The organism is Pseudomonas sp. B10(2017) (assembly GCF_002113295.1).
Taxonomy (GTDB): domain Bacteria; phylum Pseudomonadota; class Gammaproteobacteria; order Pseudomonadales; family Pseudomonadaceae; genus Aquipseudomonas; species Aquipseudomonas pudica.
Map to the genome: position 1 here is coordinate 206,416 of NZ_NEJU01000006.1, position 24,360 is coordinate 230,775.

25 protein-coding genes and 1 tRNA gene are annotated in these 24,360 nt (G+C 61.9%); 6 read left to right on the plus strand and 20 right to left on the minus strand.

Features of this window, described 5'->3' with window-relative positions:
• Positions 1 to 14: 14 nt before the first annotated feature.
• Genes yajC through queA form a run of 3 tightly spaced genes read right to left on the minus strand, consistent with a single transcriptional unit; the run spans position 15 to position 2,572 of the window.
• Positions 15 to 350 carry a preprotein translocase subunit YajC gene (gene yajC / locus CAF92_RS10540; protein ID WP_003259111.1) on the minus strand — a complete coding sequence of 112 codons (336 nt, stop codon included), beginning with the start codon at positions 348 to 350 and terminating at the stop codon, positions 15 to 17.
• Between the two features lie 42 nt (positions 351 to 392).
• A complete protein-coding gene (gene tgt, locus CAF92_RS10545) occupies positions 393 to 1,508 on the minus strand; it encodes a tRNA guanosine(34) transglycosylase Tgt (protein ID WP_013971009.1) in 1,116 nt (371 codons plus the stop codon).
• Between the two features lie 14 nt (positions 1,509 to 1,522).
• Positions 1,523 to 2,572 (minus strand): tRNA preQ1(34) S-adenosylmethionine ribosyltransferase-isomerase QueA, encoded by a 1,050-nt coding sequence (queA, locus tag CAF92_RS10550; protein ID WP_085600669.1) that lies wholly within the window; start codon positions 2,570 to 2,572, stop codon positions 1,523 to 1,525.
• Between the two features lie 107 nt (positions 2,573 to 2,679).
• Here queA and CAF92_RS10555 point away from each other — a divergent pair.
• Positions 2,680 to 2,764 (plus strand) — tRNA-Leu (locus CAF92_RS10555).
• A gap of 269 nt (positions 2,765 to 3,033) precedes the next feature.
• On the opposite strand, the gene CAF92_RS10560 is transcribed toward CAF92_RS10555, so the two are convergent.
• The gene (locus CAF92_RS10560; RefSeq protein ID WP_085600671.1) at positions 3,034 to 3,939 is read right to left on the minus strand and encodes a LysR family transcriptional regulator; all 906 of its coding nucleotides are present in this window, start codon (positions 3,937 to 3,939) and stop codon (positions 3,034 to 3,036) included.
• 107 nt (positions 3,940 to 4,046) lie between these two features.
• Between CAF92_RS10560 and CAF92_RS10565 the strand changes: the two genes are divergently transcribed.
• From CAF92_RS10565 to CAF92_RS10575, 3 genes are all read left to right on the plus strand, one after another.
• Positions 4,047 to 5,318 (plus strand): D-amino acid dehydrogenase, encoded by a 1,272-nt coding sequence (locus CAF92_RS10565; RefSeq protein ID WP_085600673.1) that lies wholly within the window; start codon positions 4,047 to 4,049, stop codon positions 5,316 to 5,318.
• Positions 5,319 to 5,345: 27 nt separating this feature from the next.
• Entirely contained in the window at positions 5,346 to 6,248 is a 903-nt protein-coding gene (locus CAF92_RS10570) for a transporter substrate-binding domain-containing protein (protein ID WP_085600675.1), read from the plus strand.
• A gap of 200 nt (positions 6,249 to 6,448) precedes the next feature.
• Positions 6,449 to 7,342: a bestrophin family protein gene (locus tag CAF92_RS10575; RefSeq protein WP_085600677.1), complete on the plus strand. Its 894-nt coding sequence runs from the start codon at positions 6,449 to 6,451 to the stop codon at positions 7,340 to 7,342.
• Positions 7,343 to 7,379: 37 nt separating this feature from the next.
• Here CAF92_RS10575 and phnE read toward each other — a convergent pair whose 3' ends face one another.
• From phnE to CAF92_RS10595, 4 genes are read right to left on the minus strand one after another with little or no spacing between them, the layout of a single operon-like run.
• Positions 7,380 to 8,147, minus strand: coding sequence for a phosphonate ABC transporter, permease protein PhnE (gene phnE, locus CAF92_RS10580; RefSeq protein ID WP_085600679.1), 768 nt, complete (start codon positions 8,145 to 8,147; stop codon positions 7,380 to 7,382).
• Entirely contained in the window at positions 8,144 to 8,971 is an 828-nt protein-coding gene (locus tag CAF92_RS10585; RefSeq protein ID WP_085600681.1) for an ABC transporter permease, read from the minus strand. Before CAF92_RS10585 ends, phnE begins: the two co-directional genes overlap by 4 nt.
• Entirely contained in the window at positions 8,965 to 9,759 is a 795-nt protein-coding gene (locus CAF92_RS10590; protein ID WP_085600739.1) for a phosphonate ABC transporter ATP-binding protein, read from the minus strand. The genes CAF92_RS10585 and CAF92_RS10590 overlap by 7 nt, the downstream gene beginning before the upstream one ends.
• Positions 9,760 to 9,779: 20 nt before the next feature.
• Positions 9,780 to 10,634 (minus strand): putative selenate ABC transporter substrate-binding protein, encoded by an 855-nt coding sequence (locus tag CAF92_RS10595; protein WP_085600683.1) that lies wholly within the window; start codon positions 10,632 to 10,634, stop codon positions 9,780 to 9,782.
• Positions 10,635 to 10,760: 126 nt separating this feature from the next.
• Here CAF92_RS10595 and selD point away from each other — a divergent pair, with 126 nt between their 5' ends.
• The gene (gene selD / locus CAF92_RS10600; RefSeq protein WP_085600686.1) at positions 10,761 to 11,795 is read left to right on the plus strand and encodes a selenide, water dikinase SelD; all 1,035 of its coding nucleotides are present in this window, start codon (positions 10,761 to 10,763) and stop codon (positions 11,793 to 11,795) included.
• On the plus strand, positions 11,795 to 12,904 hold the full coding sequence (gene mnmH, locus CAF92_RS10605; RefSeq protein WP_085600687.1) for a tRNA 2-selenouridine(34) synthase MnmH: 1,110 nt from the start codon (positions 11,795 to 11,797) through the stop codon (positions 12,902 to 12,904). Before selD ends, mnmH begins: the two co-directional genes overlap by 1 nt.
• Positions 12,905 to 13,041: 137 nt before the next feature.
• Here the strand turns inward: mnmH and CAF92_RS10610 are convergent, their stop codons facing one another.
• The 12 genes from CAF92_RS10610 to CAF92_RS10670 all read right to left on the minus strand — a co-directional run bounded on the left by CAF92_RS10610 (position 13,042) and on the right by CAF92_RS10670 (position 24,122).
• Positions 13,042 to 13,428 (minus strand): lysozyme inhibitor LprI family protein, encoded by a 387-nt coding sequence (locus CAF92_RS10610; protein WP_085600689.1) that lies wholly within the window; start codon positions 13,426 to 13,428, stop codon positions 13,042 to 13,044.
• 19 nt (positions 13,429 to 13,447) lie between these two features.
• Positions 13,448 to 13,987 carry a hypothetical protein gene (locus tag CAF92_RS10615; RefSeq protein ID WP_085600691.1) on the minus strand — a complete coding sequence of 180 codons (540 nt, stop codon included), beginning with the start codon at positions 13,985 to 13,987 and terminating at the stop codon, positions 13,448 to 13,450.
• Between the two features lie 12 nt (positions 13,988 to 13,999).
• Complete coding sequence (locus CAF92_RS10620) at positions 14,000 to 14,563, minus strand: GNAT family N-acetyltransferase (RefSeq protein ID WP_012270565.1); 564 nt, start codon at positions 14,561 to 14,563, stop codon at positions 14,000 to 14,002.
• Between the two features lie 418 nt (positions 14,564 to 14,981).
• Entirely contained in the window at positions 14,982 to 15,365 is a 384-nt protein-coding gene (locus CAF92_RS10625; RefSeq protein ID WP_046616073.1) for a YkgJ family cysteine cluster protein, read from the minus strand.
• A 126-nt stretch (positions 15,366 to 15,491) separates the two neighbouring features.
• Positions 15,492 to 16,619: a hypothetical protein gene (locus CAF92_RS10630; RefSeq protein WP_085600693.1), complete on the minus strand. Its 1,128-nt coding sequence runs from the start codon at positions 16,617 to 16,619 to the stop codon at positions 15,492 to 15,494.
• 114 nt (positions 16,620 to 16,733) lie between these two features.
• On the minus strand, positions 16,734 to 17,942 hold the full coding sequence (alaC, locus tag CAF92_RS10635; protein WP_085600695.1) for an alanine transaminase: 1,209 nt from the start codon (positions 17,940 to 17,942) through the stop codon (positions 16,734 to 16,736).
• 289 nt (positions 17,943 to 18,231) lie between these two features.
• Complete coding sequence (cyoE, locus tag CAF92_RS10640) at positions 18,232 to 19,119, minus strand: heme o synthase (RefSeq protein ID WP_025337747.1); 888 nt, start codon at positions 19,117 to 19,119, stop codon at positions 18,232 to 18,234.
• A gap of 11 nt (positions 19,120 to 19,130) precedes the next feature.
• Complete coding sequence (gene cyoD, locus CAF92_RS10645) at positions 19,131 to 19,463, minus strand: cytochrome o ubiquinol oxidase subunit IV (RefSeq protein ID WP_003259128.1); 333 nt, start codon at positions 19,461 to 19,463, stop codon at positions 19,131 to 19,133.
• Entirely contained in the window at positions 19,463 to 20,086 is a 624-nt protein-coding gene (gene cyoC, locus CAF92_RS10650; protein ID WP_025337745.1) for a cytochrome o ubiquinol oxidase subunit III, read from the minus strand. The genes cyoD and cyoC overlap by 1 nt, the downstream gene beginning before the upstream one ends.
• A 3-nt stretch (positions 20,087 to 20,089) precedes the next feature.
• On the minus strand, positions 20,090 to 22,108 hold the full coding sequence (cyoB, locus tag CAF92_RS10655; RefSeq protein ID WP_013970980.1) for a cytochrome o ubiquinol oxidase subunit I: 2,019 nt from the start codon (positions 22,106 to 22,108) through the stop codon (positions 20,090 to 20,092).
• A 3-nt stretch (positions 22,109 to 22,111) separates the two neighbouring features.
• Positions 22,112 to 23,056: a ubiquinol oxidase subunit II gene (cyoA, locus tag CAF92_RS10660; protein ID WP_046616069.1), complete on the minus strand. Its 945-nt coding sequence runs from the start codon at positions 23,054 to 23,056 to the stop codon at positions 22,112 to 22,114.
• 559 nt (positions 23,057 to 23,615) lie between these two features.
• A complete protein-coding gene (locus tag CAF92_RS10670) occupies positions 23,616 to 24,122 on the minus strand; it encodes a disulfide bond formation protein B (RefSeq protein WP_039613829.1) in 507 nt (168 codons plus the stop codon).
• Between the last annotated feature and the right edge of the window lie 238 nt (positions 24,123 to 24,360).

Here is a 24,360-nt window from a genome sequence, read left to right on the forward strand (position 1 = left end):
ATGAAACCGGTAACTCAGATAGCCTTGAGCGTACCTTTTGGCAGGGTGGCCGCGATGGCACCCTTCTGGAACTTCAGCTCGACGTTGTCGGAAACTTCCAGTACCACGAAATCATCGGAAACCTTGACGATCTTGCCGGCGATGCCGCCGTTGGTGACAACTTCGTCACCCTTCTGCAAGTTGCTCAGCAGGTTCTTCTGCTCTTTTGCACGCTTGGCCTGCGGGCGCCAGATCATCAGGTAGAAGATGACCAGGAAACCGACCAGGAAAATCCACTCGAAGCCGGTACCGGCTGGGCCGGCGGCAGGTGCTGCGGCGTCCGCGTATGCGGCGGGGATCAAGAAGCTCATTGGGCACTCCTAATGTAATTTTCTAATAATGGATGCGGACAGTCAGTCCAAAGGCGGCACAGGAAGCCCGCGCTTGGCGTAGAAGGCGTCGACAAAGGCGGCCAATTTACCCTGTTGAATAGCCTCGCGTAAACCGGCCATCAAGCGCTGGTAATGGCGCAAGTTGTGGATGGTATTCAGCATGCTGCTCAGCATTTCGCCGCACTTGTCCAGGTGATGGAGATAGGCGCGGGAGAAGTTGGTGCAGGTGTAGCAGTCACAGGTCGGATCCAGCGGCGAATCATCGTGGCGATGGAACGCATTGCGGATCTTGATCACCCCTGTATCGACGAACAGATGACCGTTGCGCGCGTTACGCGTCGGCATCACGCAGTCGAACATGTCGACGCCGCGGCGCACACCCTCAACGAGATCTTCCGGTTTGCCTACCCCCATAAGGTAACGAGGTTTGTCAGCAGGCATCTGGCCTGGCAGATAATCCAGCACCTTGATCATTTCATGCTTGGGTTCGCCCACCGACAGGCCGCCGATGGCCAGGCCGTCGAAGCCGATGTTTTCCAGGCCCTCCAGCGAGCGCATGCGCAGGTCCTGGTACATGCCGCCCTGGACGATACCGAACAGCGCCGCGGTGTTGTCGGCGTGGGCGTTCTTCGAGCGCTGGGCCCAGCGCAGCGACAGCTCCATGGACGCGCGCGCCACGTCGTGCTCCGCCGGGTACGGGGTGCACTCGTCGAAGATCATCACCACGTCCGAGCCCAGGTCACGCTGCACCTGCATCGACTCTTCCGGGCCCATGAACACCTTGGCGCCATCAACCGGCGAGGCGAAGGTCACGCCCTCCTCCTTGATCTTGCGCATGGCGCCCAGGCTGAACACCTGGAAGCCACCGGAGTCGGTGAGGATCGGGCCTTTCCACTGCATGAAGTCGTGCAGGCCGTTGTGCTTCTTGATCACCTCGGTGCCCGGACGCAGCCACAGGTGGAAGGTGTTGCCCAGGATCATCTCGGCGCCGATGGCCTCGATGTCGCGCGGCAGCATGCCCTTGACCGTACCATAGGTGCCCACCGGCATGAACGCCGGGGTTTCCACGGTGCCCCGTGGGAAGGTGATGCGGCCACGACGGGCCTTGCCGTCGGTGGCCAGCAGTTCGAAGGACATTCGACAGGTGCGACTCATGCTTGATCCTCGGGCCCGCGTGGCGCCGGATTGCGGGTGATGAACATGGCATCACCGTAACTGAAGAAGCGGTACCCCTGCTCGACCGCCGCCGCGTAGGCGGCCATGGTCTCGGGGTAGCCGGCGAAGGCCGAGACCAGCATCAGCAGCGTGGACTCCGGCAGGTGGAAATTGGTGACCAGCGCGTCGACCACATGGAACGGCCGGCCCGGGTAGATGAAGATGTCGGTGTCGCCGCTGAAGGCCTTGAGCACGCCATCGCGCGCGGCGCTCTCCAGCGAACGCACGCTGGTGGTGCCGACCGCAACCACCCGGCCGCCACGGGCGCGGCAGGCCTCGATGGCATCGACCACATCCTGGCCCACTTCGAGCCACTCTTTATGCATGTGGTGGTCTTCGATCTTGTCGACCCGCACCGGCTGGAAGGTGCCCGCGCCCACGTGCAAGGTGACGAAAGCCCGCTCGACGCCCTTGGCGGCGATCTTTTCCAGCAGCGCTTCGTCGAAGTGCAGGCCTGCGGTGGGCGCGGCGACCGCACCGGCACGTTTGGCATACACGGTCTGGTAGCGCTCACGGTCAGCGCCCTCGTCGGGGCGGTCGATGTACGGCGGCAGCGGCATGTGGCCGACGCGGTCGAGCAGTGGCAGCACTTCTTCGGTGAAGCGCAGCTCGAACAGCGTGTCATGGCGCGCGACCATTTCGGCCTCGCCGCCGCCATCGATGAGGATCACCGCGCCTTCCTTCGGCGCCTTGCTGGCACGGACATGCGCCAGCACCCGGTGGCTGTCGAGGACGCGCTCGACCAGCACTTCCAGCTTGCCGCCGGAAGCTTTCTGGCCGAACAGGCGCGCCGGAATCACCCGGGTGTTGTTGAACACCATCAGGTCACCCGGGCGCAGGTACTCGAGCAGGTCGGGGAATTGCCGGTGCGCCAGCGCGCCGGTTGGCCCATCGAGCACCAGCAGACGGCTGCCATGGCGCTCGGCCAACGGGTGGCGGGCGATCAGGGAATCGGGGAGTTCGAAGGAAAAATCGGCGACGCGCATGATAATGTTCGGTTCGGCAGGGCCGGGAAGTTTAGCCCAATGTGTGAAAATTGACCATGAAAGCCGATTGACCGACCAGCGGCGGCTCTCTATACTGCGCGCCACATGCCCTGATGGCGGAATTGGTAGACGCGGCGGATTCAAAATCCGTTTTCGAAAGGAGTGGGAGTTCGAGTCTCCCTCGGGGCACCAAGATCCGAAAAAAACCGACCTTATGGTCGGTTTTTTTTCGCCTGCGATCTGGGCTGCGCTGTCGCACAGGGAACAATGTTCGAGAGCGTGTCATATTCCCTTGTGGGAGCGGGCGAGCCCGCGAAACGCCCAACGCGGTGTATGGCACCGGCTCCGCCGGTGTTCGCGGGCACGCCCGCTCCCACAATGTCCCTGCTAATTCAATTAGTTATGTGCAGTTCCATGAGAGTCCGGGCTGACATTGATGCGCTTTCCGGGCATATCTGCAATCAGCGCCAGCGATCCAGCTGCCCCTGGGCACGGCTGCTGAAAATCGTCAGCAGCTCGCTCAGTGTATGCGCTGACGGTTCGGCAACGCGGGTCACCGCATACAAGGTGATCGGCAACGCCGGGGCCAGCGGACGAATAGCGGTCACCCCAGGCGCCGCGCCAAGGGCGGTGAAGGGGTCGATGACGGCCAGCCCAGCACCGGATTCGACCATCGCCCTGGCCAGTGAATAGGTCTGCACCGCAATGCTCACCCGTGGCGGCGGCTCCACAGCCTTGAGGTAGCTGTCGAGGCGCACCGACAGCGGGTCGGCGCTGGACAGCCCGATCAAGGGCGCATCGGCCAATGCCATCAACGACAGCGGCTTGCCTTCATCTTCCTGTGGCCAATAACCTGCCGGCGCCAACGCTACCAACACCCCGCTGGCCAGTGCCTGAGCCTTGAGCGCAGGGTGATCTGGCGGTTGCAGGGTCAGGGCGACGTCGATCTCCCGCATCAACAGGTTCTGCACCAGTTCGCGACTGTGGGCGCTGGACAGCTCGCAGGCGATTTCCGGGTACCGCTGGGTCCATTCATGAATGGCCGGCGGCAGCAGCGACAGGGCCAGTGCCGGGGTCGCACCGATCCGCAGGCTGTGGCCTGGCGCGCGACGCAGGCTTTGCGCCAGGCGTCGCACCCCTTGCAGGCTCTCCGTGACCTTGTCGACCTCACGCTCCAGCTCCAGCGCCTCGGGTGTGGGCTGCAGCTTGCCGCGCACCCGCAGGAACAACGGAAAGCCCAGTTGCTGCTCGGCGTGCTGCAGAACCTTGGTCACGGCAGGTTGGGAAACGTGCAGCAACTGTGCGGCACCGCTGACCGAGCCGGTCTGGCGGATGGCCTGGAAAATCTCGATATGGCGAAGGCGCATGGCAAGTCCATAACCTTTGTTTATGGCTCAGCGATCTTTATTCATTTTTCGCCACCTGTCACCTGGCCCTAACCTCAGCCTCGTTCCAACCACGACCAAGGACTGACATGGCTCAGCATGTATGCATCATCGGCGGTGGCGTCATTGGCCTGTCAACCGCTTATGCACTGGTACGCGACGGCTTTGACGTGACGCTGATCGAGGCTCGCGATTCGTTGGGCAGTGAAACCAGCTTCGCCAACGGCGGCCAGCTGTCCTATCGCTACGTGGCGCCCCTGGCCGACGCCGGCGTGCCATTGCAGGCCATTGGCTGGATGCTGCGCGGTGAATCGCCGCTGCGATTGCGCCCGCGCTTCGATCGTGCGCAGTGGCGCTGGATGGCAGCCTTCCTTGGTGCTTGCCGCTCCTCGGTCAACCGCGCCAACGCCGGCCATCTGCTGCGCCTCGCCCTGCTGAGCCAGTCGACCTTGCAAGCCTGGCGTGAGGAGGACGGCCTGGGTGGTTTCAACTGGCGGCGCAACGGCAAGCTGGTCACCTTCCGCAAGGCCAGCAGCTTCGAGCATGCGCGCAAGAACCTTGCCGTGCCCCAGCAACAACAGGTGCTATCGCACGCCGACTGTGCCCGTCTGGACCCAGCGCTGATGGAGGCGCCCTTTGTCGGCGCCATCTATACCCCGGATGAAGAGGTCGGCGATTGCTACAGCTTTTGCCAGCAGCTGGCGGCGCGCTTGCAGGCGTCGGGACGCTGCAAGTTTCGTCTGGGCCAGGCGGTGTCCGGAATTCGCCATGCGCATGGCATGGTGAATGCGATTGAACTGGACGACGAAGTGCTGCCGGTGGAGCACCTGGTGATTGCGGCCGGCCATCGCAGTGCGTTGCTGGCACTGCCAGGCATCGACCTGCCGCTGTATCCGCTCAAGGGTTATAGCCTGACAGTACCGATCGGCGCCCAGCACCGGGCGCCGGACCTGAGCATCACCGACTACGACCGCAAGATCGTCTACGCCCGGATCGGAGAGCAGTTGCGGGTGGCGGCGATGGTCGACATTGTCGGTTTCGATCCGACGCTGGACCCCAAGCGCCTGGCCTTGCTCAGGCGCCAGGCCCGCGAGACCTTCGCCAATGCCGGCAATTATGACTACGCCATCGAATGGGCCGGCATGCGTCCGGCCACGCCTAGCGGCGTGCCGCTGCTGGGCGCAACGGCGTATCGCAACCTGTGGCTGAACCTTGGCCATGGTGCTCTGGGCTTTACCCTGGCCTGCGCCAGCGCACGTCTGCTGAGTGAACTGATCGGCCAACGCCGCCCCTCCATCGACCTGCAGGGTTTCACCGCCCGTGCGGCTGGTGGAAATAACCGTACTGCAGCATGTCTCTGATCCCCTCATCTACAACGGAGAATAACAATGCGAAAAATCACGTTGATCGGCTGCACCCTTGGCCTGTTGCTAGGCACCCAGGCCCATGCTGACGAAGCAGCGCTGGGGCCTACCCTGGGCAAGATTGCCAGAGCCAACAGCATCACCCTGGGCTATCGCGATGCTTCAGTACCGTTCTCTTATGTGGGCGACCACTCGGGACAACCCATGGGCTACTCGGTAGACCTGGCCAACAAGATCGTCGAGCGGGTAAAGCAGAAGCTGGCATTGCCCCAGCTCAGGGTGAAATACAACCTGGTGACATCGCAAACCCGCATTCCGCTGGTGCAGAACGGTACCGTTGATCTGGAGTGCGGCTCGACCGGCGTCACCGCAGAGCGCCAGAAACAGGTGGCGTTTTCCTACGGGTTCATCTATGTCAAAGGCCAGTTGCTGACGGCCAAGGACAGCGGGATCAAGAGTTTCGCCGACCTGCGCGGCAAGAATGTGGTGACTACCGCAGGCACCACCAACGAACGCTATCTGAAAAGCTACAACGTCGATAACAAGATGAACATGTACGTGATCAGCGCCAAGGACCATGGTGAGGCCTTCCAGATGTTGCAGTCCGGTCGGGCGGCGGCGTTCTACATGGACGATGCATTGCTCTACGGCGAACGCGCCAAGGCCCGCGACCCGCACAATTGGGTGGTGGTCGGGGAAGAGCAATCACGGGAAATCTACAGCTGCATGGTGCGCAAGGATGACCCGCAGTTCCTCGCCCTGGTGAACGCGTCGCTGGGCGAGCTGTACAGCTCAGGGGAAATCAACGGGATCTACCAGCGCTGGTTCGAACAGCCGATTCCGCCTAAAGGCCTGAACCTGGAGTTCCCGATGACCAGCGAACTCAAGGCCATCTTTGCCAAGCCGGTGAGTGATCCGGTGCAATAGTTTCTGCTCGGCGTCCACCTCCGTATGGATCACGGCGGCAGTGACCTGCAAGCGTCACTGCCAGACGTCGCTACTGGGTGAGCGCCGCACGCTCGGGCTTTCTGTGAACACGTCTGGTAACAACCCCTGACGAACCACACCGAACCATGCCCATCCCTCGACGTCCGATCCTGCATCACCCGCGCTTCGAGGTACCCCGCGTGAAAGACATCATCACCCGCAAGTACCGCCTGGTCGTGAAGACCGTCGGCTACATCGGCTGGTCGCTGTTCTGGCTGTTGATCTGGGATGTGCTGGTCACCATCGATTTCATGCTGTTCTTCAACAGCAAGTTCACCCTGCCGCTGATTCCGCTGACCTTGCTGGGCTCGGCGCTGGTGGTGCTGGTGAGCTTTCGCAACAGCAGCGCCTACAACCGCTGGTGGGAAGCGCGCACCTTGTGGGGGGCGTTGGTGAACAGTTCGCGCAGCTTCGCACGGCAGGCGCTGACCCTGATCGATGACCCGGAAGATGGCCTGAACCCGGTCAAGGCTACCCTGCTGCGCAGGCATATCGCCTATGTGAACTGCCTGGCGGCACACTTGAAGGGTGAGCGCTGCCCGGATGAACTGATGGCGTTCATCCCGCCTGCGGAATTCGAGCGGCGCAACCGCTCGAACAATTTCGCTAACGACATTTTGAGTGGTTCGGCGGCATTGCTGGCGCGTGAGTACCAGGCCGGGCGGCTGGACAGCATTCGCCTGGCAAGGCTGGAATCGACGCTGGTGGACCTGTCCAATGCCCAGGGTGGCATGGAACGGATCGCCAATACGCCGCTGCCCTACCCTTACGTGTACTTTCCGCGGCTGTTCATCACTCTGTTCTGCCTGATCGTACCGGTGGGGCTGGTGGAATCGCTGGGCTGGTTCACGCCGCTGGCTTCGACGGTGGTGGGCTTCATGCTGCTGGCCATCGAGCGGATCGGGACGGATTTGCAGAGCCCGTTCAGACTCAGTGAACACCAGATCCAGATGGACAGCATTTGCGAGACGATCGAACGCAACCTGGAGTCGATGCAGCGGGAAGCGCAGTGTGCCGAAGTTGGTGGTGCCTGATCGATAGCCGGGGCTGCTTTGCAGCCCCGGCTATCGATCAGGCCCGCACATAGCGCTGGCGCAACACATCACTCAATGCATCCACCAGTAACACCAGTACCAGCATCCCGATGATCACGGTACTGGCTTGGGCCTCCTGGAACAGGCTCAAGGTGGTGTACAGCATCTGCCCCAACCCACCCGCACCGACAAACCCCAGCACGCTGGCCATGCGGATATTGTTCTCCCACCGATACAGGCTATACGCCAGCAACTGCGGCCACAGATTGGGCAACGTGCCAAAGCAGAATGCCGCCACCTGGCTACCACCCTGCAAGCGGATGGCCGCCGCCGGCTCCGGCGGTGCATTCTCAAGCGCCTCGGCAAACAGCCGCCCCAGCACACCAGCGGTATGCAGCGCCAAGGCCAGGGTACCGGCATTCGGCCCAAGCCCGGCCGCCAGCACCGTCAGCGCGGCCCACACCAGTTCCGGGATGGCCCGCAGGGCATTCAGCAACAACCGCGCACAGGCCTGCAGCGGCCAACCGAACCGGTCAGCGGCCGGCAGCGCCAACAGCATGCCCAGCAGCATGGCCAACAAGGTGCCCAGGCCGGACATGGCCAGGGTCTCCAGCGCCCCGTGCGCAACCGCACGCAGTTGCCCAGCAGACAGGTCCGGGTGCAGGAAACGCCCGGCATATTCGCCCATCTGCCCCAGCCCGCCGTTGCCGACCAGCGCCTGCAAGTCCAGCTCCAGGTATGCGAACGAGGCCATCACCGCAGCCACGATGGCGCCTAGCACCAGCAAATTGATGACCCGGTTCATGCCAGCCTCCAGCGCAGGAAGCGGCTGAGCAAGTCTGCCAGCATCACCAGGACCAGGAATGTCAGCAGCATGCTGGCCACTTCCGCCCCAGCGAACATTCGCATCGACAGGTCGATCTGCTGCCCCAGCCCGCCAGCACCGACAAAGCCCATCACCACCGAGGCACGTACCGCGCACTCCCAGCGGTACACGGTGTAGGACACCACTTCGGACACCGCACTTGGCAATATGCCGTAGAGAAACGCAGCCAGGCGGCCACTACCCGCCTGCAGCAAGGCATGGGCCGGGCGCTGGTCGACCGACTCGAAGATCTCGGCGTAGACCTTGCCGAGCATGCCACTGTAGGTGATGGCAATGGCCAGTACGCCCGCCGTCGGCCCCAGCCCCACGGCCCGAACGAACAGCAACGCCCAGACGATTTCCGGCACGCTGCGCAGGAATATCAGCAACCAGCGCACCGGCAGGCGCAGCAGACGCGACCACAAGCCGGCCCGGCCCCCACGGGAGGCGGCGCGCAGCGACAGGGCGCGGCTGGCCAGCAACCCGGCAGGGACCGCCAGCAGCAACGCCAGCGCCATGCCGGCCGTGGCTACGGCCAGGGTCTGCAGGGTGGCTTCATACAGCAGCGACAGGAAACCGGCATCGTGTGCCGGTGGCCAGAAGGCACTGGTGAAACTGGCGATCTGCTGGCGGTTCTCTTCCTGCAGCAGTACCCCGGGGTTCAGTTCGCTCAAGCGGATGCCAGGCCATAGCACCGCCACCGCCAGCAGGGCCAGCAGCAACCGCGGCAGCAGCGCCGGGTCGCGGGCATCAAGCTTCAGCATCGCGGAATCTGCACGGTCAACGTCGGCCCCTGGCTTGGCGGTGAGGCCAGTTGTTCGTTGGCGTACAGCGCATCCAGCAACTGCTCGGTCACCGCTTGTGCCGGGCAGTCGAACGCCACCTGCCCTTCGCGGATACCAATCACCCGCGGGAAATGCGCCAGCGCCAGGTCCACGGCATGCAGGCTCGCCACCAGGGTCACGCCATTGGCCTGTGCATGGCGGTTGAGCAAGGCCAGGCTGTGGTCAGCCAGCACCGGGTCCATGGCCGACACCGGCTCGTCGGTCAGCAATACCTGCGGCCGCTGGTACAGCGCCCGGGCAATACCCACCCGCTGCAACTGGCCTCCGGACAGCTGCCCGCACTGCACGAACAGCTTGTCCGCCAAGCCCAGCTCGGCCAGCGCTTGGCGCGCCCCCGGCACATCACTGGGGTACAGCAGGTTGAGCAGGCCGCGCAGCACACCCCACTGCCCCAGTCGGCCGGCCAGCACCGCCGTCACTACCCGCTGGCGCGGTGGCAAGGGTGGTGCCTGGTGCACCAGGCCGACCCGCGCACGCAGACGCTGGCGGGCTCTGGCGGACAGCGCCCAGGGCTGTTCGCCGAGCAGTTCCAGGCGCCCGCTGCTGGGTTGGATGGCGGTCGCCATCAGGTGCAGCAAGCTGGACTTGCCCGCCCCCGAAGGCCCGATGATGGCAACACGCTCGCCCTGGCCGATGCACAGGCTCACGGCATCAAGCGCACGCACCTGGCCATGGCGCAGCCCGGCCCCGTGCAGTTGGATAGCCACGTTGGAAGCCACTGTCGATGTCACTTGAGCAGGCCGGCCTCGCGCGCAGCCTGCTCGGTGCCCACGTAGTTCTCAGGTTTGGTCTCGATGAAGCGGCTGGCCGCCTGCAGGTCGAGGATCGCCTTGTGCTCCGGGTTGGCCGGGTTAAGGTCGAGGAAGGCTTTCTTGATCTTCTCTTTCAGCGCCGGGTCCATGTTGCCGCGCACGGTCCAGTTGTAGTCGAAGTAGGTCGGGGTGGTGGCGAACACCTTCACCTTGGCGGTATCGACCTTGCCCGCATCCACCAGTTTTTGCCACACGCTGGCGTTGAGCACGCCGCCATCGACCTTGCCAGCCTGTACCCAGGCCACGGTGGCATCGTGGGCGCCGGAGTAGGCAACGCGGCCGAAGTAGTCTTCAGGCTTGATGTTTTCCTGCTTGAGCATGAAGTAACGCGGCATCAGGCTGCCCGAGGTGGACGAGATGGAACCGAAGGCAAACGACTTGCCCTTGAGGTCGGCCAGGCTCTTCACACTGGGGTTGGCGGTAATGAACTTGGAAGTGAACTGCGCATCCTGTTCACGCTGCACCAGCGGCGTGGCGGCAGGGTCCTTCAGGTGCACCTGTACGAAGGTGAAGCCCCCCAGCCAGGCCAGGTCCAGGCGGTTTGAAGCCAGCGACTCGACAACCGCCGGGTAATCGGCCACGGGCACGAACTTCACCTCCATGCCCAGCTGCTTGGCCAGGTACTCGCCCAAAGGCTTGAACTTGCGCTGCAGTTCCGTCGGTGCTTCGTCAGGGATGGCGCTGACCCGCAGGGTGTCGGCAGCCTGGGCAACAGCGGCACAGCAAGACAGCACGAGGCCGGCGGCGAGCGCCAGAGGGCGTTTGAGCATGGGTGTTCTCCGGTTCAATAGCGGGGAAAGGTCGGCCTATGCGCCGACGACGGGAATTATAAGAGCCGCAGGCGCAAAGGCCAGCTTTGCTACAATCGCGCATCAAATTGACCCCCTGAGGTGCACATGAGCGAGCCGATTCGCCTGACCCAGTACAGCCATGGTGCCGGCTGTGGCTGCAAGATATCCCCCAAGGTGCTGGATGTGATCCTCGCTGAAAGCGGCACCCAGGCCCTGGACCCGAAACTGTGGGTGGGCAACGCCTCGCGCGACGACGCCGCCGTGTACGCGCTGGATGACGAGCGCGGCGTGGTCTCGACCACCGACTTCTTCATGCCGATCGTCGATGACCCGTACGACTTCGGCCGCATCGCCGCCACCAACGCCATCAGCGACATCTACGCCATGGGCGGCGACCCGCTGATGGCCATTGCCATCCTCGGCTGGCCAGTCAACGTGCTGCCCCCGGAAGTGGCCCGCGAAGTGATCCGCGGTGGCCGCGCGGTATGCGCCGAAGCCGGCATCCCGCTGGCCGGCGGCCACTCCATCGACGCCCCCGAGCCGATCTTCGGCCTGGCCGTCACCGGCGTGGTCAGCAAGCGCCACCTAAAGCGCAACGACACCGCCAGCGCAGGCTGCCGCCTGTACCTGACCAAGCCACTGGGTATCGGCATCCTCACCACCGCCGAGAAAAAGGCCAAGCTGCGCCCCCAGGACCAGGGCCTGGCCCGCGACTGGATGTGCACCCTCAATACCCCCGGCAGCCGCTTCGGCAAGCTTGACGGGGTCAAGGCCATGACCGACGTCACCGGTTTCGGCCTGTTGGGCCACCTGGTGGAACTGGCCGAAGGCAGTGGCCTTACCGCTCACCTGGACTATGCAGCCGTCCCGCGCCTGCCCAGTGTCGACCACTACCTGGCCGAGGGCTGCATCCCCGGCGGTACCCTGCGCAACTTCGACAGCTACGGCCACAAGATTGGCGCCCTGAGCGACGACCAGAAGCACCTGCTGTGCGACCCGCAGACCAGCGGCGGCCTGCTGGTGGCGGTTACCCCGGAAGGTGAAGGCGAATTCCTGGCGGTGGCCGCCGAACTGGGCCTGCAGCTGGCACCGATCGGCAAGCTGGTCGAGCGACAGAGCCACGCGGTCGAGGTGATCTGATGCGCCCCGACTGCACCGACTTCCGCCAGTTGTTCCTCGACGATGTGCCGATGATGGACATGCGTGCACCTGTCGAATTTGCCAAGGGCGCCTTCCCCGGTGCCGTCAACCTGCCGCTGATGAATGACCAGGAGCGGCAGAGGGTCGGCACCTGCTACAAGCAACAGGGCCAGGCCGCCGCTATCGCCCTGGGCCACCAATTGGTCAGCGGCGCCACCAAGCAGGCACGCCTGGAGGCCTGGGCAGCGTTCGCCAAGGCTCACCCGGAAGGCTACCTGTACTGCTTCCGTGGCGGCCTGCGATCGCAGATCGTGCAGGGCTGGTTGCGCGATGAGGCGGGTATCCAGTACCCGCGCGTGAAAGGTGGCTACAAGGCCATGCGTACCTTCCTCCTGGAGACCACCGAGCAGGCAGTGGAGCAATGCGATTTCGTGTTGGTAGGCGGCCTGACCGGCACCGGCAAGACCGACGTGCTGCACCAGCTGGATAACGTGCTCGACCTGGAAGGCCATGCCAACCACCGTGGTTCCAGCTTCGGCAAACGCGCCACTGCGCAGCCGGCGCAGATCGACTTCGAAAACAGGTTGGCCATCGACGTGCTGAAGAAGCGCGCCCGTGGCATCGAGCAGTTCGTGCTGGAGGATGAAGGCCGCATTGTGGGCAGTTGCACGGTGCCGCTGGAGCTGTACCAGGGCATGCAGCAGTATCCGCTGGTGTGGCTGGAGGACAGCTTCGCCAACAGGGTGGAACGCATTCTGCGTGACTACGTGATCAATCTCAGCGCCGAGTTCGTGAGTGTACATGGTGCAGAAGAGGGCCCCCGGCTGTTTGCCGAACGCATGCTGCAGAGCATGGCCAACATCTACAAGCGCTTGGGGGGAGAGCGCTATCAGCGGCTGTCGGAAATCCTGCGCCAGGCCCTGGAAGAACAACAGCGAGACGGCTCGGTAGACCTGCACCGGGGCTGGATCGAAGGGTTGCTGAACGAGTATTACGACCCGATGTATGCCTACCAGCGTGCAGCGAAAACAGAGCGTATCGAGTTTGCCGGGGATGCGGTGGAAGTGCGCGAGTACCTCAGGGCCCGGGCGTTGCGCGAACCCAAGTAAAAAGGGGGCCGCTTCGCGCCCCATCGCCGCGGTTCGTCGCCACGACAAGCCAGCTCCCACAGGTATTGCACTGCCTGACAGAGTATGCGCTCCCTTTGGGAGCTGGCTTGCCGGCGATAGGGCCAGTACAGAAAACCTCACAGCCCAGGGCTGAGCACCCGCTCCAGCTCCGCCGCCCGGTCGCGGGTCATGCCCATCACACAGCTCCCACCTTCCAGCTGCGCCATGGTCCCGCCACTGGCCTGCACATGGAACCGGCAATTGCCATCGCGGTAGGCAAGCCACTTGCGCTGTACATCACGCAGGCTCTTCTGTTGCCCGTCATCCAGCTTGCCCATCAATTGCTTGTACACCCGGTTCAAACGCTGGTCCTGCAACTGCGTCTCGGCCCGAATGCACTCGCTCATGGCAACGGTGCTGGACGCCTTGTCCATGCACTGCCCGTAACCCGGCGTGTAATCATCCGCCAAAGCCAGCGGCAGCACACAGGCCAATGCCAGGCCCGTCAGGTAATGCTTGGTCATCAACCCCTCCTTGTGGGTATCACAGCGCCTGCGGCTGTTCCGGCGGCATCAGCACCTTGCCCGGCTCGAAGCGCAGCGACGGCATCTGCGTCGCCGCATACAGCGCCACGCCAAGCGCCGCGATCAACACCACATCCAGCCAGCTCCAGCCCGGCATGTCGTCGGTACTGCGGGCCCTCCAGCAATGCCAGGCCTGGCCCACGCAAAACACCACCATCGCCGCCAGCCACAGGTAGAAACCGGCACCGAAACCGGCCAGGTCATGAAACTCATAGCTCTGATTGTCCGGCAGGCGGTCAATTCCAAAGCTGCTGGCCGCCAGATACACAGCCACAAGCCCGACCAGCAATGCCATCCGGCGAAAGCGCCGATGGGCAAGGACCGCCAGGGCCAGCAGCGGGTTGGCAAACCACTGGTACAAACCGAAGGGCATGCCCCAGGGCCCGTACAACAGCATCTGCAGGGCGGGCATGTGGCGGTCGCCACTCATTAGCGCGCCATCAAAGAACAGTGCGAGCAGGTACAGCAGCAAGCTGAAACTCAGGTAGAAAACGGGCAAGAGATTTACTTCCTAGGCAACCGGGGGCTCTAGCAGAAGGCCATATATACCTGAATCGGACAACTCGCCGGCAACGCACCAGCGCGCACGCAATGTGCCCTCCAGCACGAAGCCCTGGCGCTCCAGAGTACGTGCCGAACCTTGGTTACGCGGATCGATCTCGCCTTCCAGGCGGCGCATGTGCAGGGTGTGGGCGAGGTAGTCGATGAAGCAGGTCAGTGCTTCGTCCATATAGCCTCTGCCCTGCACCGCGCTGGCCAGGCAGTAGCCGATTTCACCACGGCGGGATACATCATCGATGTTGAACAGCTGGACCATACCGATCAGTTCGCCGTTGTCACGGCGGTACATGCCAAGCTTGAGCTGGTCGCCATTGGCATAGGCTTCGCGGTCGGCGGCCAGGGCGCTTTCGGCTTCGGCAAGGTCTTGCCAGGGGGCATGGTGCCAATAACGCATGACCTCGGGGTCGGCCATGATAGCCAGCCACTGCGCGGCATCGGCATGGCGCATGGGGCGCAATTGCAGACGCGGGCTGTCGAGGCAGAGGTCACTGGGGAAACTGCGGGGTGGGGTCACGCCGGATCTCCTGTCCATTGCTGGGGAGATGACAGTTTAACTTCATGTGGGGTGGGTGGTGGTGCGGAAATCGAGTGCCGCCCGCGCGGCGCCCGATCTCAACCACCACAAACCTTTCGGCATGCATCTGTCAGTCGCTACTGGCCAGCCCGCCAGGCAGATCGGGCCATTACTCAATCTCCGCGGTTCAATCCCACTACCATTGTCATTGACCAGTGTCTTAGCCAATTTCGCAGGTTAACCCCCAATCCCAAGAAACCAGAAGCATTTGGTTTCAGGTCCGCAATCTTCTTGCAGCTAATGGCCCTTTCGCGGGTGAACCTGCTCCCACAGGTACTGCACCAGCCTTGAGCGCGGCGCGATCCCTGTGGGAGCGGGTTCACCCGCGAAAGGGCCGGTAGAGGCTAACGAAATACGTTCAGGCCACCTCAGCCCCATCATCCGGCCAATGCGGCTCGTTGGCCCCCGGCGGGGTCAGCGGTGGCAGGCCATACGCGGCACGTGCATCGTCGCAGCTGGGGTTATGCACCCCACCCACCCACGACGCCTCGAACTCGCGGCAGGGGCTGGAACGGTTGGCGTAGATGGTGCAAGCCACCTCTCGGCCGATTTCGCCCTGCAGGCTGACACAGCGGCAAGGCTTGGCATCGGTGCCGATCATGGCAACGCGCGTGGGGTTGATCTGCACCACCAGGTCATCCGGCACTAGGCCCCCGGCAGACTGGCATTCGCCCCAGAAAAAGGACACACGGAAGTACCCGCAGCAGGCGCCGCAGTCAAGGCAAGGGTTGTATTCGGACATGATGGCACGGAGGGAAGGTTGTTGTTATCGGGGCTGGCCCGCGGCGCCATTTTCAATCCAAGAGGGGGCGGCTGGATAGAGGGGCAATACAAAAAAATGTGCCGCTGATCCGGCCGCCCGCAAGTGCTAACAGATGGACTTGTAAGTCGCAGCATCCCAACGCTGTAAAGCCAGGCCGGCGCTCGGATCGTAGTCGTCGCCCTGCACCTTGCTGAAGTACGTACGCGCTTCGCCGCAATGCACCAGCCGATCGTTCTTTTCACCTTCGGTGAGTACGGTGTAGGACTTACTGCGCATGGCCTGATACTGCTTGTCAGCCGCCGCCATGAGCTGGTGATACTCCATCAACTGGCTATCGCCCAAGGTCAGCCGCTTGTCTAGCTGCACGCCCCAGCGGGTCAGGCAGACTTCGGCAAAATGTCGGACGATCAGTCCCGGCTCTGCCAGCACCTTGCCCTTGCCCGCACCATCCGCCGAGGCATTGCCCACCAGCGTGGCATGCCGGCCTGGCATCGGGTAGACGCAGATTCGCGTCGCCTTCGCGACGGAAGGAATCACGCAGGCAAAACCTTTGGAGCGCTCGTCCCGCGAATAGAAGCCGACATACTCCCTGACGTTATCAGCCAGTGTCACGCGCTCGGCTTGCACATTGCCGATCCCTGGCACCGGGTCGATGGCAAAGATGTTCACCGGTATCCGGCGCAATACTGGGTCCTGCACCATTGCGTTAGCCAGCATGTGGCAGCTGATCCCTCCCCTGCTCCAGCCCACCAGATTCACCTGGGTCGGCAAGCGCGACTTGCGGAACAGCTTGATGATGCGCTCCTGCAGCTCCTGTGGAGTCGGGTGTCTGTCACCGTAGTCATAGGTGCGCCAGAACCACGAAGCCGTGGAGGACGCATCCGGAATAGGTACGCCGGCGCTCTTCAGTCGCTCGTATTCTTCTTCGCTCAATTTGGTGCGCTGCCAGCTGCTCTCGCCTTTTATCACCTGCAGCACATGGTTGACGTTCTCTTCCCAGCCGCGACCGAACAACTGGCCGGTCCAGTTGAAGTAACCGCCAGGCTCGACGAAAAGGTTGTCGTCCTGAAGGTTGCCGCTGCCGGGGCCGTCAACGGCTATCCAGTGTGCAAACTCGCGGCCCTGGTCATTGCTGGCCAGGGTCGAGACCAGCTCGCCATTCCAGAAGTTGGGGTTGGCGTCGTCGAAGCGGTGGGAACCGGTACCGCAGAAGTAGGCGGTGAAAACACTCATTTGTGGGTCTCTGTGGTGAGAAATGAGTGCAGAAAAATAGGTAGATCAATCGGTGGGATGCAGGTGGAAAAATCGCCTTTGAGTCAGTCGGGGCCGCTTTGCGGCCCCAACAGCTTATTTGCGGGCCACCCCATCAGCCCGGAACATCTGCCGGATCCCGCGAATCGCCTGGCGAATACGGTCCTGGTTCTCGATCAGGGCAAAGCGCACATGGTCATCACCATAATCACCAAAGCCGATCCCCGGCGATACGCATACCTTGGCCTCGGCCAGCAGCTTCTTGGCAAACTCCAGCGAACCCAGGTGCGCATACTGCGGCGGGATCTTCGCCCACACGTACATCGAGGCCTTGGGGTTCTCGACCATCCAACCCAGCTCGTGCAGCCCCTTCACCAACAGGTTGCGGCGCTGGCGGTATTGCTCGGCGATGTCCCGCACACATTGCTGGTCGCCTTCCAGTGCTGCAATGGCGGCTACCTGCAGCGGGGTGAAGGTGCCGTAGTCGTGGTAGCTCTTGATCCGCGCCAGGGCACTGACCAACTCGGGGTTGCCGACCATGAAGCCGATCCGCCAGCCAGCCATGTTGTAGCTCTTGGACAAGGTGAAAAACTCCACCGCGATGTCCTTGGCCCCCGGCACCTGCATGATCGACGGGGCTTTCCAGCCGTCGTAGACGATGTCGGCATAGGCCAGGTCATGCACCACCAGCACGCCATACTGCTTGGCCAGGGCCACCACGCGCTCGAAGAAGTCCAGCTCCACGCACTGCGCGGTGGGGTTGGACGGGAAACCGAGGATCATCATCTTCGGCTTGGGGATCGATTCGCGGATGGCCCGCTCGAGTTCGTTGAAGAAGTCCACTCCCGGCACCAATGGCACCGAACGCACCTGGGCTCCGGCGATCACCGCCCCGTAGATATGGATCGGGTAGCTGGGGTTGGGCACCAGCACCGTGTCGCCCTGGTCGAGAGTAGCCAGCATCAGGTGCGCCAGGCCTTCCTTCGAGCCGATGGTGACGATGGCTTCACTTTCCGGGTCGATCTCGACCTCGTAGCGTTCCTTGTACCAGTTGGAGATGGCCCTACGCAGGCGCGGGATGCCACGAGAGGTGGAGTAGCCGTGGGTATCTTCACGTTGGGCGACCTGCACCAGCTTTTCGACGATGTGCGGTGGGGTGGCGCCGTCGGGGTTGCCCATGCTCAGGTCGATGATGTCCTCGCCACGGCGGCGGGCAGCCATCTTGAGTTCGGCAGTGATATTGAAGACGTAAGGGGGGAGACGATCGATGCGCGCAAAGCGGCGCGGCGAACCTGGGTTGGCCATGGCTTCCTCTGAGTACGTAAGCGCCCGGAACCGTCCGAGCGACGCTGGCCGATGTGGCGGCCTGGATCAGAAGATAATGCCGAGACGGTAGCCATGTAAATGACAATTTCCTGTTTTTTTAAAATTTTTCAGATGTATTTTTTGAAAATATGAATTTTATGTTTTCAGGGCCGGCTTCTTCGCGAGTTACCCTGCTCCCACAGTGAGCGTACTACGCTCAGAACCCAGGAAAACACCATAAAAAAACCCCGGCACAGTGGCCGGGGTTTTCGTGAAACAGGCAGCAGTATCAGCGTGCGTATGTCATCAGCACATCCGCAGCGGTCTGGCTGTCCACACCCATCATCACGCTCAGGGCAGTGACGGTGAGGATGGAGAAGCCGAACACCTTGCGGGCCCACTTGCTGTCGTCCTCGGCCTTGTAGCCACCCCAGGCCATGTACAGCCAGTACAGGCCCATGGCTGCTGCCACGGCCAGGTAGCCGAGGCCGGCGTAACCGCCGAGGGTAAGCATCAGGGTCGCGAGCACGAAGGCCAGCACGTACAGCACGATCTGCTTCTTCGCCGCGAGGATGCCACGTGCCACCGGCAGGACCGGAATGTTGGCAGCGCTGTAATCCTTGAAGCGGAAGATCGCGATGGCAAAGCTGTGCGGCATCTGCCACAGGCTGAACATCACCAGCAGGGTAACCGCAGCCAGGTCGAAGCTGTTGCTCACGGCGCAGTAGCCGATCACCGGAGGCATGGCACCAGACAGGCTGCCGACCAAGGTGCCGTGCACCGATTTACGCTTCAGCCAAAGGCTGTAGAAACCGACGTAGACGATGAAACCGATCAGCGCACAGAACGCCGACAGCGGGTTGGCCTGGACATACAGCAGGCTGAAACCCGCCACCCCGAGCAGGGTGGCGTAGATCAGCGCGAGGGGCAGCGACATGCCGCCCTGGACCATGACGCGGTTCTTGGTGCGCTCCATCTTGTGGTCGATGTCACGGTCGATGCAGTTGTTGAACACGCATCCGGACGCGACCACCAGCGAAGTACCGATCACCACCGCCAGGAACAGGGCGAAATCCACATGGCCCTTCGAGGCAAGGAAGAAACCGCCTGCCACGGAAAGCACGTTACCGAAAATGATCCCCGGTTTGGTGATTTGGATAAAGTGCTTAACGGACATGCAGTCTTACCTCACTTGGCCAACATTTCGAAGTGGATGCTGAACATGATCCACAGCGACAGGCCGACAAGCAGAGCGATCACCAGAGTGGTGAACAGGAACGTCGAAACGTTGTTGCGTTGCTCTTTCGAGCGGTCCATGTGCAGGAAGTACACGAGGTGTACTACTACCTGGATCACGGCCATGGCAACAATGATCAGAACGGTCAGGTTCTTCGGCAGGCTTGGCGACATGGCCAGGCCGAACGGGATCGCAGTCAGGATGATCGACAGGATGAAGCCGATCATGTACGACTTGACGCTGCCGTGGTTACCTTCGTGATGAGTGTCGTGTGCGTTAGCCATTACAGAACTCCCAGCAGGTAGACGACGGTGAATACGCAGATCCAGACCACGTCCAGGAAGTGCCAGAACAGGCTCAGGCAGCTCATGCGGGTCTTGGCGGTCGGCGTGATGCCGTGCTTGTTGATCTGGTACATCATGATCGCCATCCAGATCAGGCCGGCGGTCACGTGCAGACCGTGGGTACCTACCAGGGCGAAGAAGCCCGACAGGAAGCCACTGCGCTGCGGGCCGAAGCCTTCGGCGATCAGGTGATGGAATTCGTAGATTTCCATCGCGATGAAGCCTGCACCGAACAGGAAGGTCACAGCCAACCAGCCCAGTACGCCAGCTTTCTTGCCATCGAACATCTTCAGCATGGCGAAGCCGAAGGTGATCGAGGACAGCAGCAGGAACAGCGTTTCAACAGCTACGAAATCGAGCTGGAAGATGTCATGACCCGACGGGCCGCCGGCAAAACTGCCGGACAGCACCGCGTAGGTGGCGAAGAGCGACGCAAACAGGATGCAGTCGGTCATCAGGTACAGCCAGAAACCGAGTACGGTCATCTGGCCCGAGTCGTGGTGGTGGTCGTCATGCCCATGGTCGTGACCATGAGCAGCACCGTGCATTACTTGACTGGACATTGATTACACCCGCTCAAACGATTCGACACGTGCGCCGGCAGGCAGAGCACCTGCTTTGGCCAGCGCTTTCATGCGCTCGCCTTCGATGCGCGCCACTTCTTCGGCCGGAACCATGTAGCCCTGGTCGTCACGCGCAGCGTGGCGAACGAAGACAGCGATGGTTGCAACCAGGCTCGCGCCAACCAGCCACCAGATGTGCCAGATGAAGGCGAAGCCGAAGACGGTCAGGAACAGGCCCATGAACAAACCGGTGGAGGTGTTGCTCGGCATGTGGATCGCTTCGTACTTGGCTGCAGGCTTGTAGGCGACGCCGGCTTCCTTGGCTTCGTGCCAGGCATCCAGGCCAACCTTCTCAGGCATGTGGGCGAAGTTGTAGAACGGAGGTGGCGACGAAGTCGACCATTCCAGGGTACGGCCGCCCCATGGGTCGCCGGTCACGTCCAGGTTCTGGTTGCGGTCGCGAACCGATACGTACAGCTGGATCAGCTGGCAGGCGATACCGAACAGGATCAGCACAGCGCCGACAACGGCTACGTACAGGTAGGGTTCCCACAGCGGGTTGTCGGAGTGGTTCAGACGACGGGTCATGCCCATGAAGCCCAGGGCGTACAGCGGCATGAACGCTACGTAGAAGCCCGAGATCCAGAACCAGAAGGCAGCCTTGCCCCACTTCTCGTTCAGGGTGAAACCGAAGGCTTTCGGGAACCAGTAGGCGAAGCCGGCGATGTAGCCGAATACCGCACCACCGATGATCACGTTGTGGAAGTGAGCAATTACGAACAGGCTGTTGTGCAGCACGAAGTCAGCACCTGGAACAGCCAGCAGAACACCAGTCATGCCACCGATGGAGAAGGTGATCATGAAGCCCAGGGTCCACATGATCGGCGCAGTGAAGCGCAGACGGCCCTGGTAGATGGTGAACAGCCAGTTGAACAGCTTCACACCGGTCGGAATGGAGATCAGCATCGTCGCCAGGCCGAAGAAGGTGTTGACGCTGGCGCCGGCACCCATGGTGAAGAAGTGGTGCAGCCATACGGCGAAGCCCAGCACGGCGATGGCGCCCGATGCGTAGATCATCGAGTGGTGGCCGAACAGACGCTTGCCTGCGAAGGTGGAGGTAACTTCCGAGAACACACCGAAGGCCGGCAGGATCAGGATGTACACCTCAGGGTGACCCCACGCCCAGAACAGGTTGACGTACATCATCGGGTTCCCACCAAGCTCGTTGGTGAAGATGTGGAAGTCCAGATAACGGTCAACAGTCAGCAGAGCGAGTGCAGCGGTCAGGATCGGGAAGGAAGCCACGATCAGCACGTTGGCCCAGGTGCAGGTCCAGGTGAAGATCGGCATGTCCATCAGCTTCATGCCAGGTGCGCGCATCTTCATCACGGTGACGAGGAAGTTCACGCCGGTAAGCGTCGTACCCAGGCCTGAGAGCTGTAGCGCCCAGATGTAGTAGTCGACACCCACCCCAGGGCTGTACTGAATGCCCGCGAGCGGCGGATAGGCAACCCAGCCGGTCTTGGCGAATTCACCAACGCCCAGCGAGATGTTGACCAGCAGCACGCCTGCCAGCAGCAGGTAGAAGCTCAGGGAGTTCAGGAACGGGAAGGCAACGTCACGTGCACCGATCTGCAGAGGAACCGCCAGGTTCATCAGGCCGGTGAAGAACGGCATCGCCATGAAGATGATCATGATCACACCGTGAGCGGTGAAGATCTGGTCATAGTGTTCAGGCGGCAGGTAGCCTTCGGAGCCACCGGTAGCGGCAGCCAGCTGGGTACGCATCATGATGGCGTCGGCAAAGCCGCGCAGCAGCATGACCATCGCGACGATGATGTACATCACCCCGATTTTCTTGTGGTCGACAGTCGTCAACCACTCGCTCCACAAGTAGGTCCACTTGCGGAAGTAGGTGATAGCACCGACGACAGCGATACCACCGAGCGCGATCATGGCAAGCGTCACCATGACTATCGGCTCGTGATAGGGTATCGCCTCCAGGCTTAGTTTACCGAACATCTCTTACTCCTCTGCACCGGCAGCTGGTTGCATACTCGATTCCACACCCTTGGTAGTGGCCAGATCTTTGCTGCCTGCTTCTTCGTGGCTCGGACGACCGCGGTTCATGCCTTCGTACTTGTCGACGATCAGCTGGAACTGGTCAGGCGAAGCCTCGCTATACAGCGCGACTGGGTTGTTTTCGCTTGGTTTGGCCAAGGCTTCGTATTCGGCCTTGTCCAGCTTCTTCGGCGACTGCTTGACCTCGGCGACCCACTTGTCGAAGTCTTCCTGAGAGGTGGCAGTAGCCTTGAATTTCATGCCGGTGAAGCCAGCACCGCTGTAGTTGGCGCTGATACCGTCGAACTCGCCGTTTTCGTTGGCGATCAGGTGCAGCTTGGTGGTCATGCCGGCCATGGCGTAGATCTGGCCGCCCAGGCCCGGGATGAAGAACGAGTTCATCACGGCGTCGGAAGTGACGCGGAAGTTGACCGGAGTGTTAGCCGGGAAGACGATCTTGTTGACCGTGGCAATGCCCTGCTCCGGGTAGATGAACAGCCACTTCCAGTCCAGCGCGACCACGTCGATCTGCACCGGCTTCACATCGGAATCCAGCGGACGGTACGGGTCCAGCTTGTGGGTGGAGTGGTAGGTGAAGTAGCCCAGGGCGATGATGATCAGGATCGGGATGATCCACACCGCGGCTTCGATCTTGGTCGAGTGCGACCAGTCAGGGGTGTAGGTGGCAGCCTTGTTGGAAGCACGGTACTTCCAGGCGAAAACCACGGTCATGATAATGACAGGAATCACCACCAGCAGCATCAGGCCGGTAGCGATCAGGATCAGGTTCTTTTGCTCAATGCCGACCTGACCTTTCGGGTCGAGCAGGGTCCAGTTGCACCCACTGAGTAAAAGCATGCCTAAAAAGGGCAATATGCCAAACAGTCTGGGGTAACGCTTTTTACTCATCTCACGACCTCTAGATCAGCTTGCTTCAATGCAATTTGTGTTTTGGTAGCCAACACTTCGTCCTGCCAAGTGCGGCATTTCGCGCCCGTACTCGCTCCTGCCCGGGGTCCGACTGCAGGACCTTGGCGTCAAGCGGGTTAGCGGTGCTTATGGTTTCGTAGGCAACAGGCCTGTACTTCAGACCAAGTCCATTTGGTGCGGGAAAACGCGGAGGGGGGTCCGCCCGGTATCGCCGTTGGGCGAAACTTGACGAAGTCAGCAAAAAGGAGCGCTGGGGCTTCCTTCAATCCTGCGACTTGCAAGCAGTGCCGAACGGAAATTGGGGGCGATTGTAGATAGGTCGCCAACCCTTGACTATGACTTATTGAGCAACAGTCCTTTACAGAATCTGCAACAATACTGCTCAAAAATTCAACTTCGCGACAGTTTGTCGCACCCCGCTTGATAGGCCCCAAAGCCGCATTCTGCAAGGCCTCTGGGTTGATCTGGATCAAGCGGTGAGCGAATTTTCCCTCTTCTCATGCGGCGTAAAAGACCCCATGCCATTCGGGACTTTTGTCTAAGCCTGGCGTCGGTTGCGGTAGATGCCGAGCGGAACCAGGACGGCCGTCAGGACGAACGCCACCAGCGCCCATTGCGCCAGCGACAGACCGAGGATCGGCGGGTACGGCGTGCTGCAGAAGCCGTCGACCTGGAACACCAGCGGCCAGAGCTTGGCGAGCGGCAGGTCATCCACGATCGGCTGCAGGGTGTCGATGCCGCAACTGACCATGGGGTTGGCGAGTATATACACATGGTTGCCGGCCGCAACGATTCCGCCAATGGCGCTGAGTACCACCAGTGCCTCGAAGAAGGTCAGGCTACGGCGCCCGGGCATCGCCGCGGCGATGAAGGCGAACACGGCGATGAACAACAGCGCATAACGTTGCAGGATGCACAGCGGGCATGGTGCCTCGCCCAGGACTATCTGCATGTAGAGGGCGCCGCCGATCAACGAAATGCAGATCAGGCCCAACAGTACCAGAAAGCGCCGTTCCCGATTCAGGCGCGATGTTTGTTCGTTCATTGCCGGTTCCTTCGATGGATAGTGGCAGCGTGATCCGCCTGCCTGGCGCAAGTCTACACGCTGGGCAGGGCCTTTGAGCGTGCCGAGGAAGCGGCGTGATAGCGCTGCGCAGGGCTATCCGGTGTGGCTGAGACCGGTCGCAACGACGTCGGTTCAACGCCGGGCGGCAAAAAAGCGGCTGCCCGGGTGCCGCGCAGGGGCAAGCCCCTCGACACCCGGGAGTGAAGGATACCGTGAT

What these genes read in the sequence shown, in the direction of transcription:
- CAF92_RS10570 (WP_085600675.1), top strand. Translation starts at nt 5,346, where the DNA reads ATGCGAAAAATCACGTTGATCGGCTGCACCCTTGGCCTGTTGCTAGGC.
- yajC (WP_003259111.1), bottom strand. Translation starts at nt 350, where the DNA reads ATGAGCTTCTTGATCCCCGCCGCATACGCGGACGCCGCAGCACCTGCC.
- alaC (WP_085600695.1), bottom strand. Translation starts at nt 17,942, where the DNA reads ATGGCCAACCCAGGTTCGCCGCGCCGCTTTGCGCGCATCGATCGTCTC.
- CAF92_RS10670 (WP_039613829.1), bottom strand. Translation starts at nt 24,122, where the DNA reads ATGAACGAACAAACATCGCGCCTGAATCGGGAACGGCGCTTTCTGGTA.
- mnmH (WP_085600687.1), top strand. Translation starts at nt 11,795, where the DNA reads ATGCGCCCCGACTGCACCGACTTCCGCCAGTTGTTCCTCGACGATGTG.
- cyoD (WP_003259128.1), bottom strand. Translation starts at nt 19,463, where the DNA reads ATGGCTAACGCACACGACACTCATCACGAAGGTAACCACGGCAGCGTC.
- cyoB (WP_013970980.1), bottom strand. Translation starts at nt 22,108, where the DNA reads ATGTTCGGTAAACTAAGCCTGGAGGCGATACCCTATCACGAGCCGATA.
- CAF92_RS10610 (WP_085600689.1), bottom strand. Translation starts at nt 13,428, where the DNA reads ATGACCAAGCATTACCTGACGGGCCTGGCATTGGCCTGTGTGCTGCCG.
- queA (WP_085600669.1), bottom strand. Translation starts at nt 2,572, where the DNA reads ATGCGCGTCGCCGATTTTTCCTTCGAACTCCCCGATTCCCTGATCGCC.
- CAF92_RS10625 (WP_046616073.1), bottom strand. Translation starts at nt 15,365, where the DNA reads ATGTCCGAATACAACCCTTGCCTTGACTGCGGCGCCTGCTGCGGGTAC.
- cyoA (WP_046616069.1), bottom strand. Translation starts at nt 23,056, where the DNA reads ATGAGTAAAAAGCGTTACCCCAGACTGTTTGGCATATTGCCCTTTTTA.
- CAF92_RS10595 (WP_085600683.1), bottom strand. Translation starts at nt 10,634, where the DNA reads ATGCTCAAACGCCCTCTGGCGCTCGCCGCCGGCCTCGTGCTGTCTTGC.
- CAF92_RS10585 (WP_085600681.1), bottom strand. Translation starts at nt 8,971, where the DNA reads ATGCTGAAGCTTGATGCCCGCGACCCGGCGCTGCTGCCGCGGTTGCTG.
- CAF92_RS10560 (WP_085600671.1), bottom strand. Translation starts at nt 3,939, where the DNA reads ATGCGCCTTCGCCATATCGAGATTTTCCAGGCCATCCGCCAGACCGGC.
- cyoC (WP_025337745.1), bottom strand. Translation starts at nt 20,086, where the DNA reads ATGTCCAGTCAAGTAATGCACGGTGCTGCTCATGGTCACGACCATGGG.
- CAF92_RS10565 (WP_085600673.1), top strand. Translation starts at nt 4,047, where the DNA reads ATGGCTCAGCATGTATGCATCATCGGCGGTGGCGTCATTGGCCTGTCA.
- phnE (WP_085600679.1), bottom strand. Translation starts at nt 8,147, where the DNA reads ATGAACCGGGTCATCAATTTGCTGGTGCTAGGCGCCATCGTGGCTGCG.
- CAF92_RS10630 (WP_085600693.1), bottom strand. Translation starts at nt 16,619, where the DNA reads ATGAGTGTTTTCACCGCCTACTTCTGCGGTACCGGTTCCCACCGCTTC.
- selD (WP_085600686.1), top strand. Translation starts at nt 10,761, where the DNA reads ATGAGCGAGCCGATTCGCCTGACCCAGTACAGCCATGGTGCCGGCTGT.
- cyoE (WP_025337747.1), bottom strand. Translation starts at nt 19,119, where the DNA reads ATGTCCGTTAAGCACTTTATCCAAATCACCAAACCGGGGATCATTTTC.
- tgt (WP_013971009.1), bottom strand. Translation starts at nt 1,508, where the DNA reads ATGTCCTTCGAACTGCTGGCCACCGACGGCAAGGCCCGTCGTGGCCGC.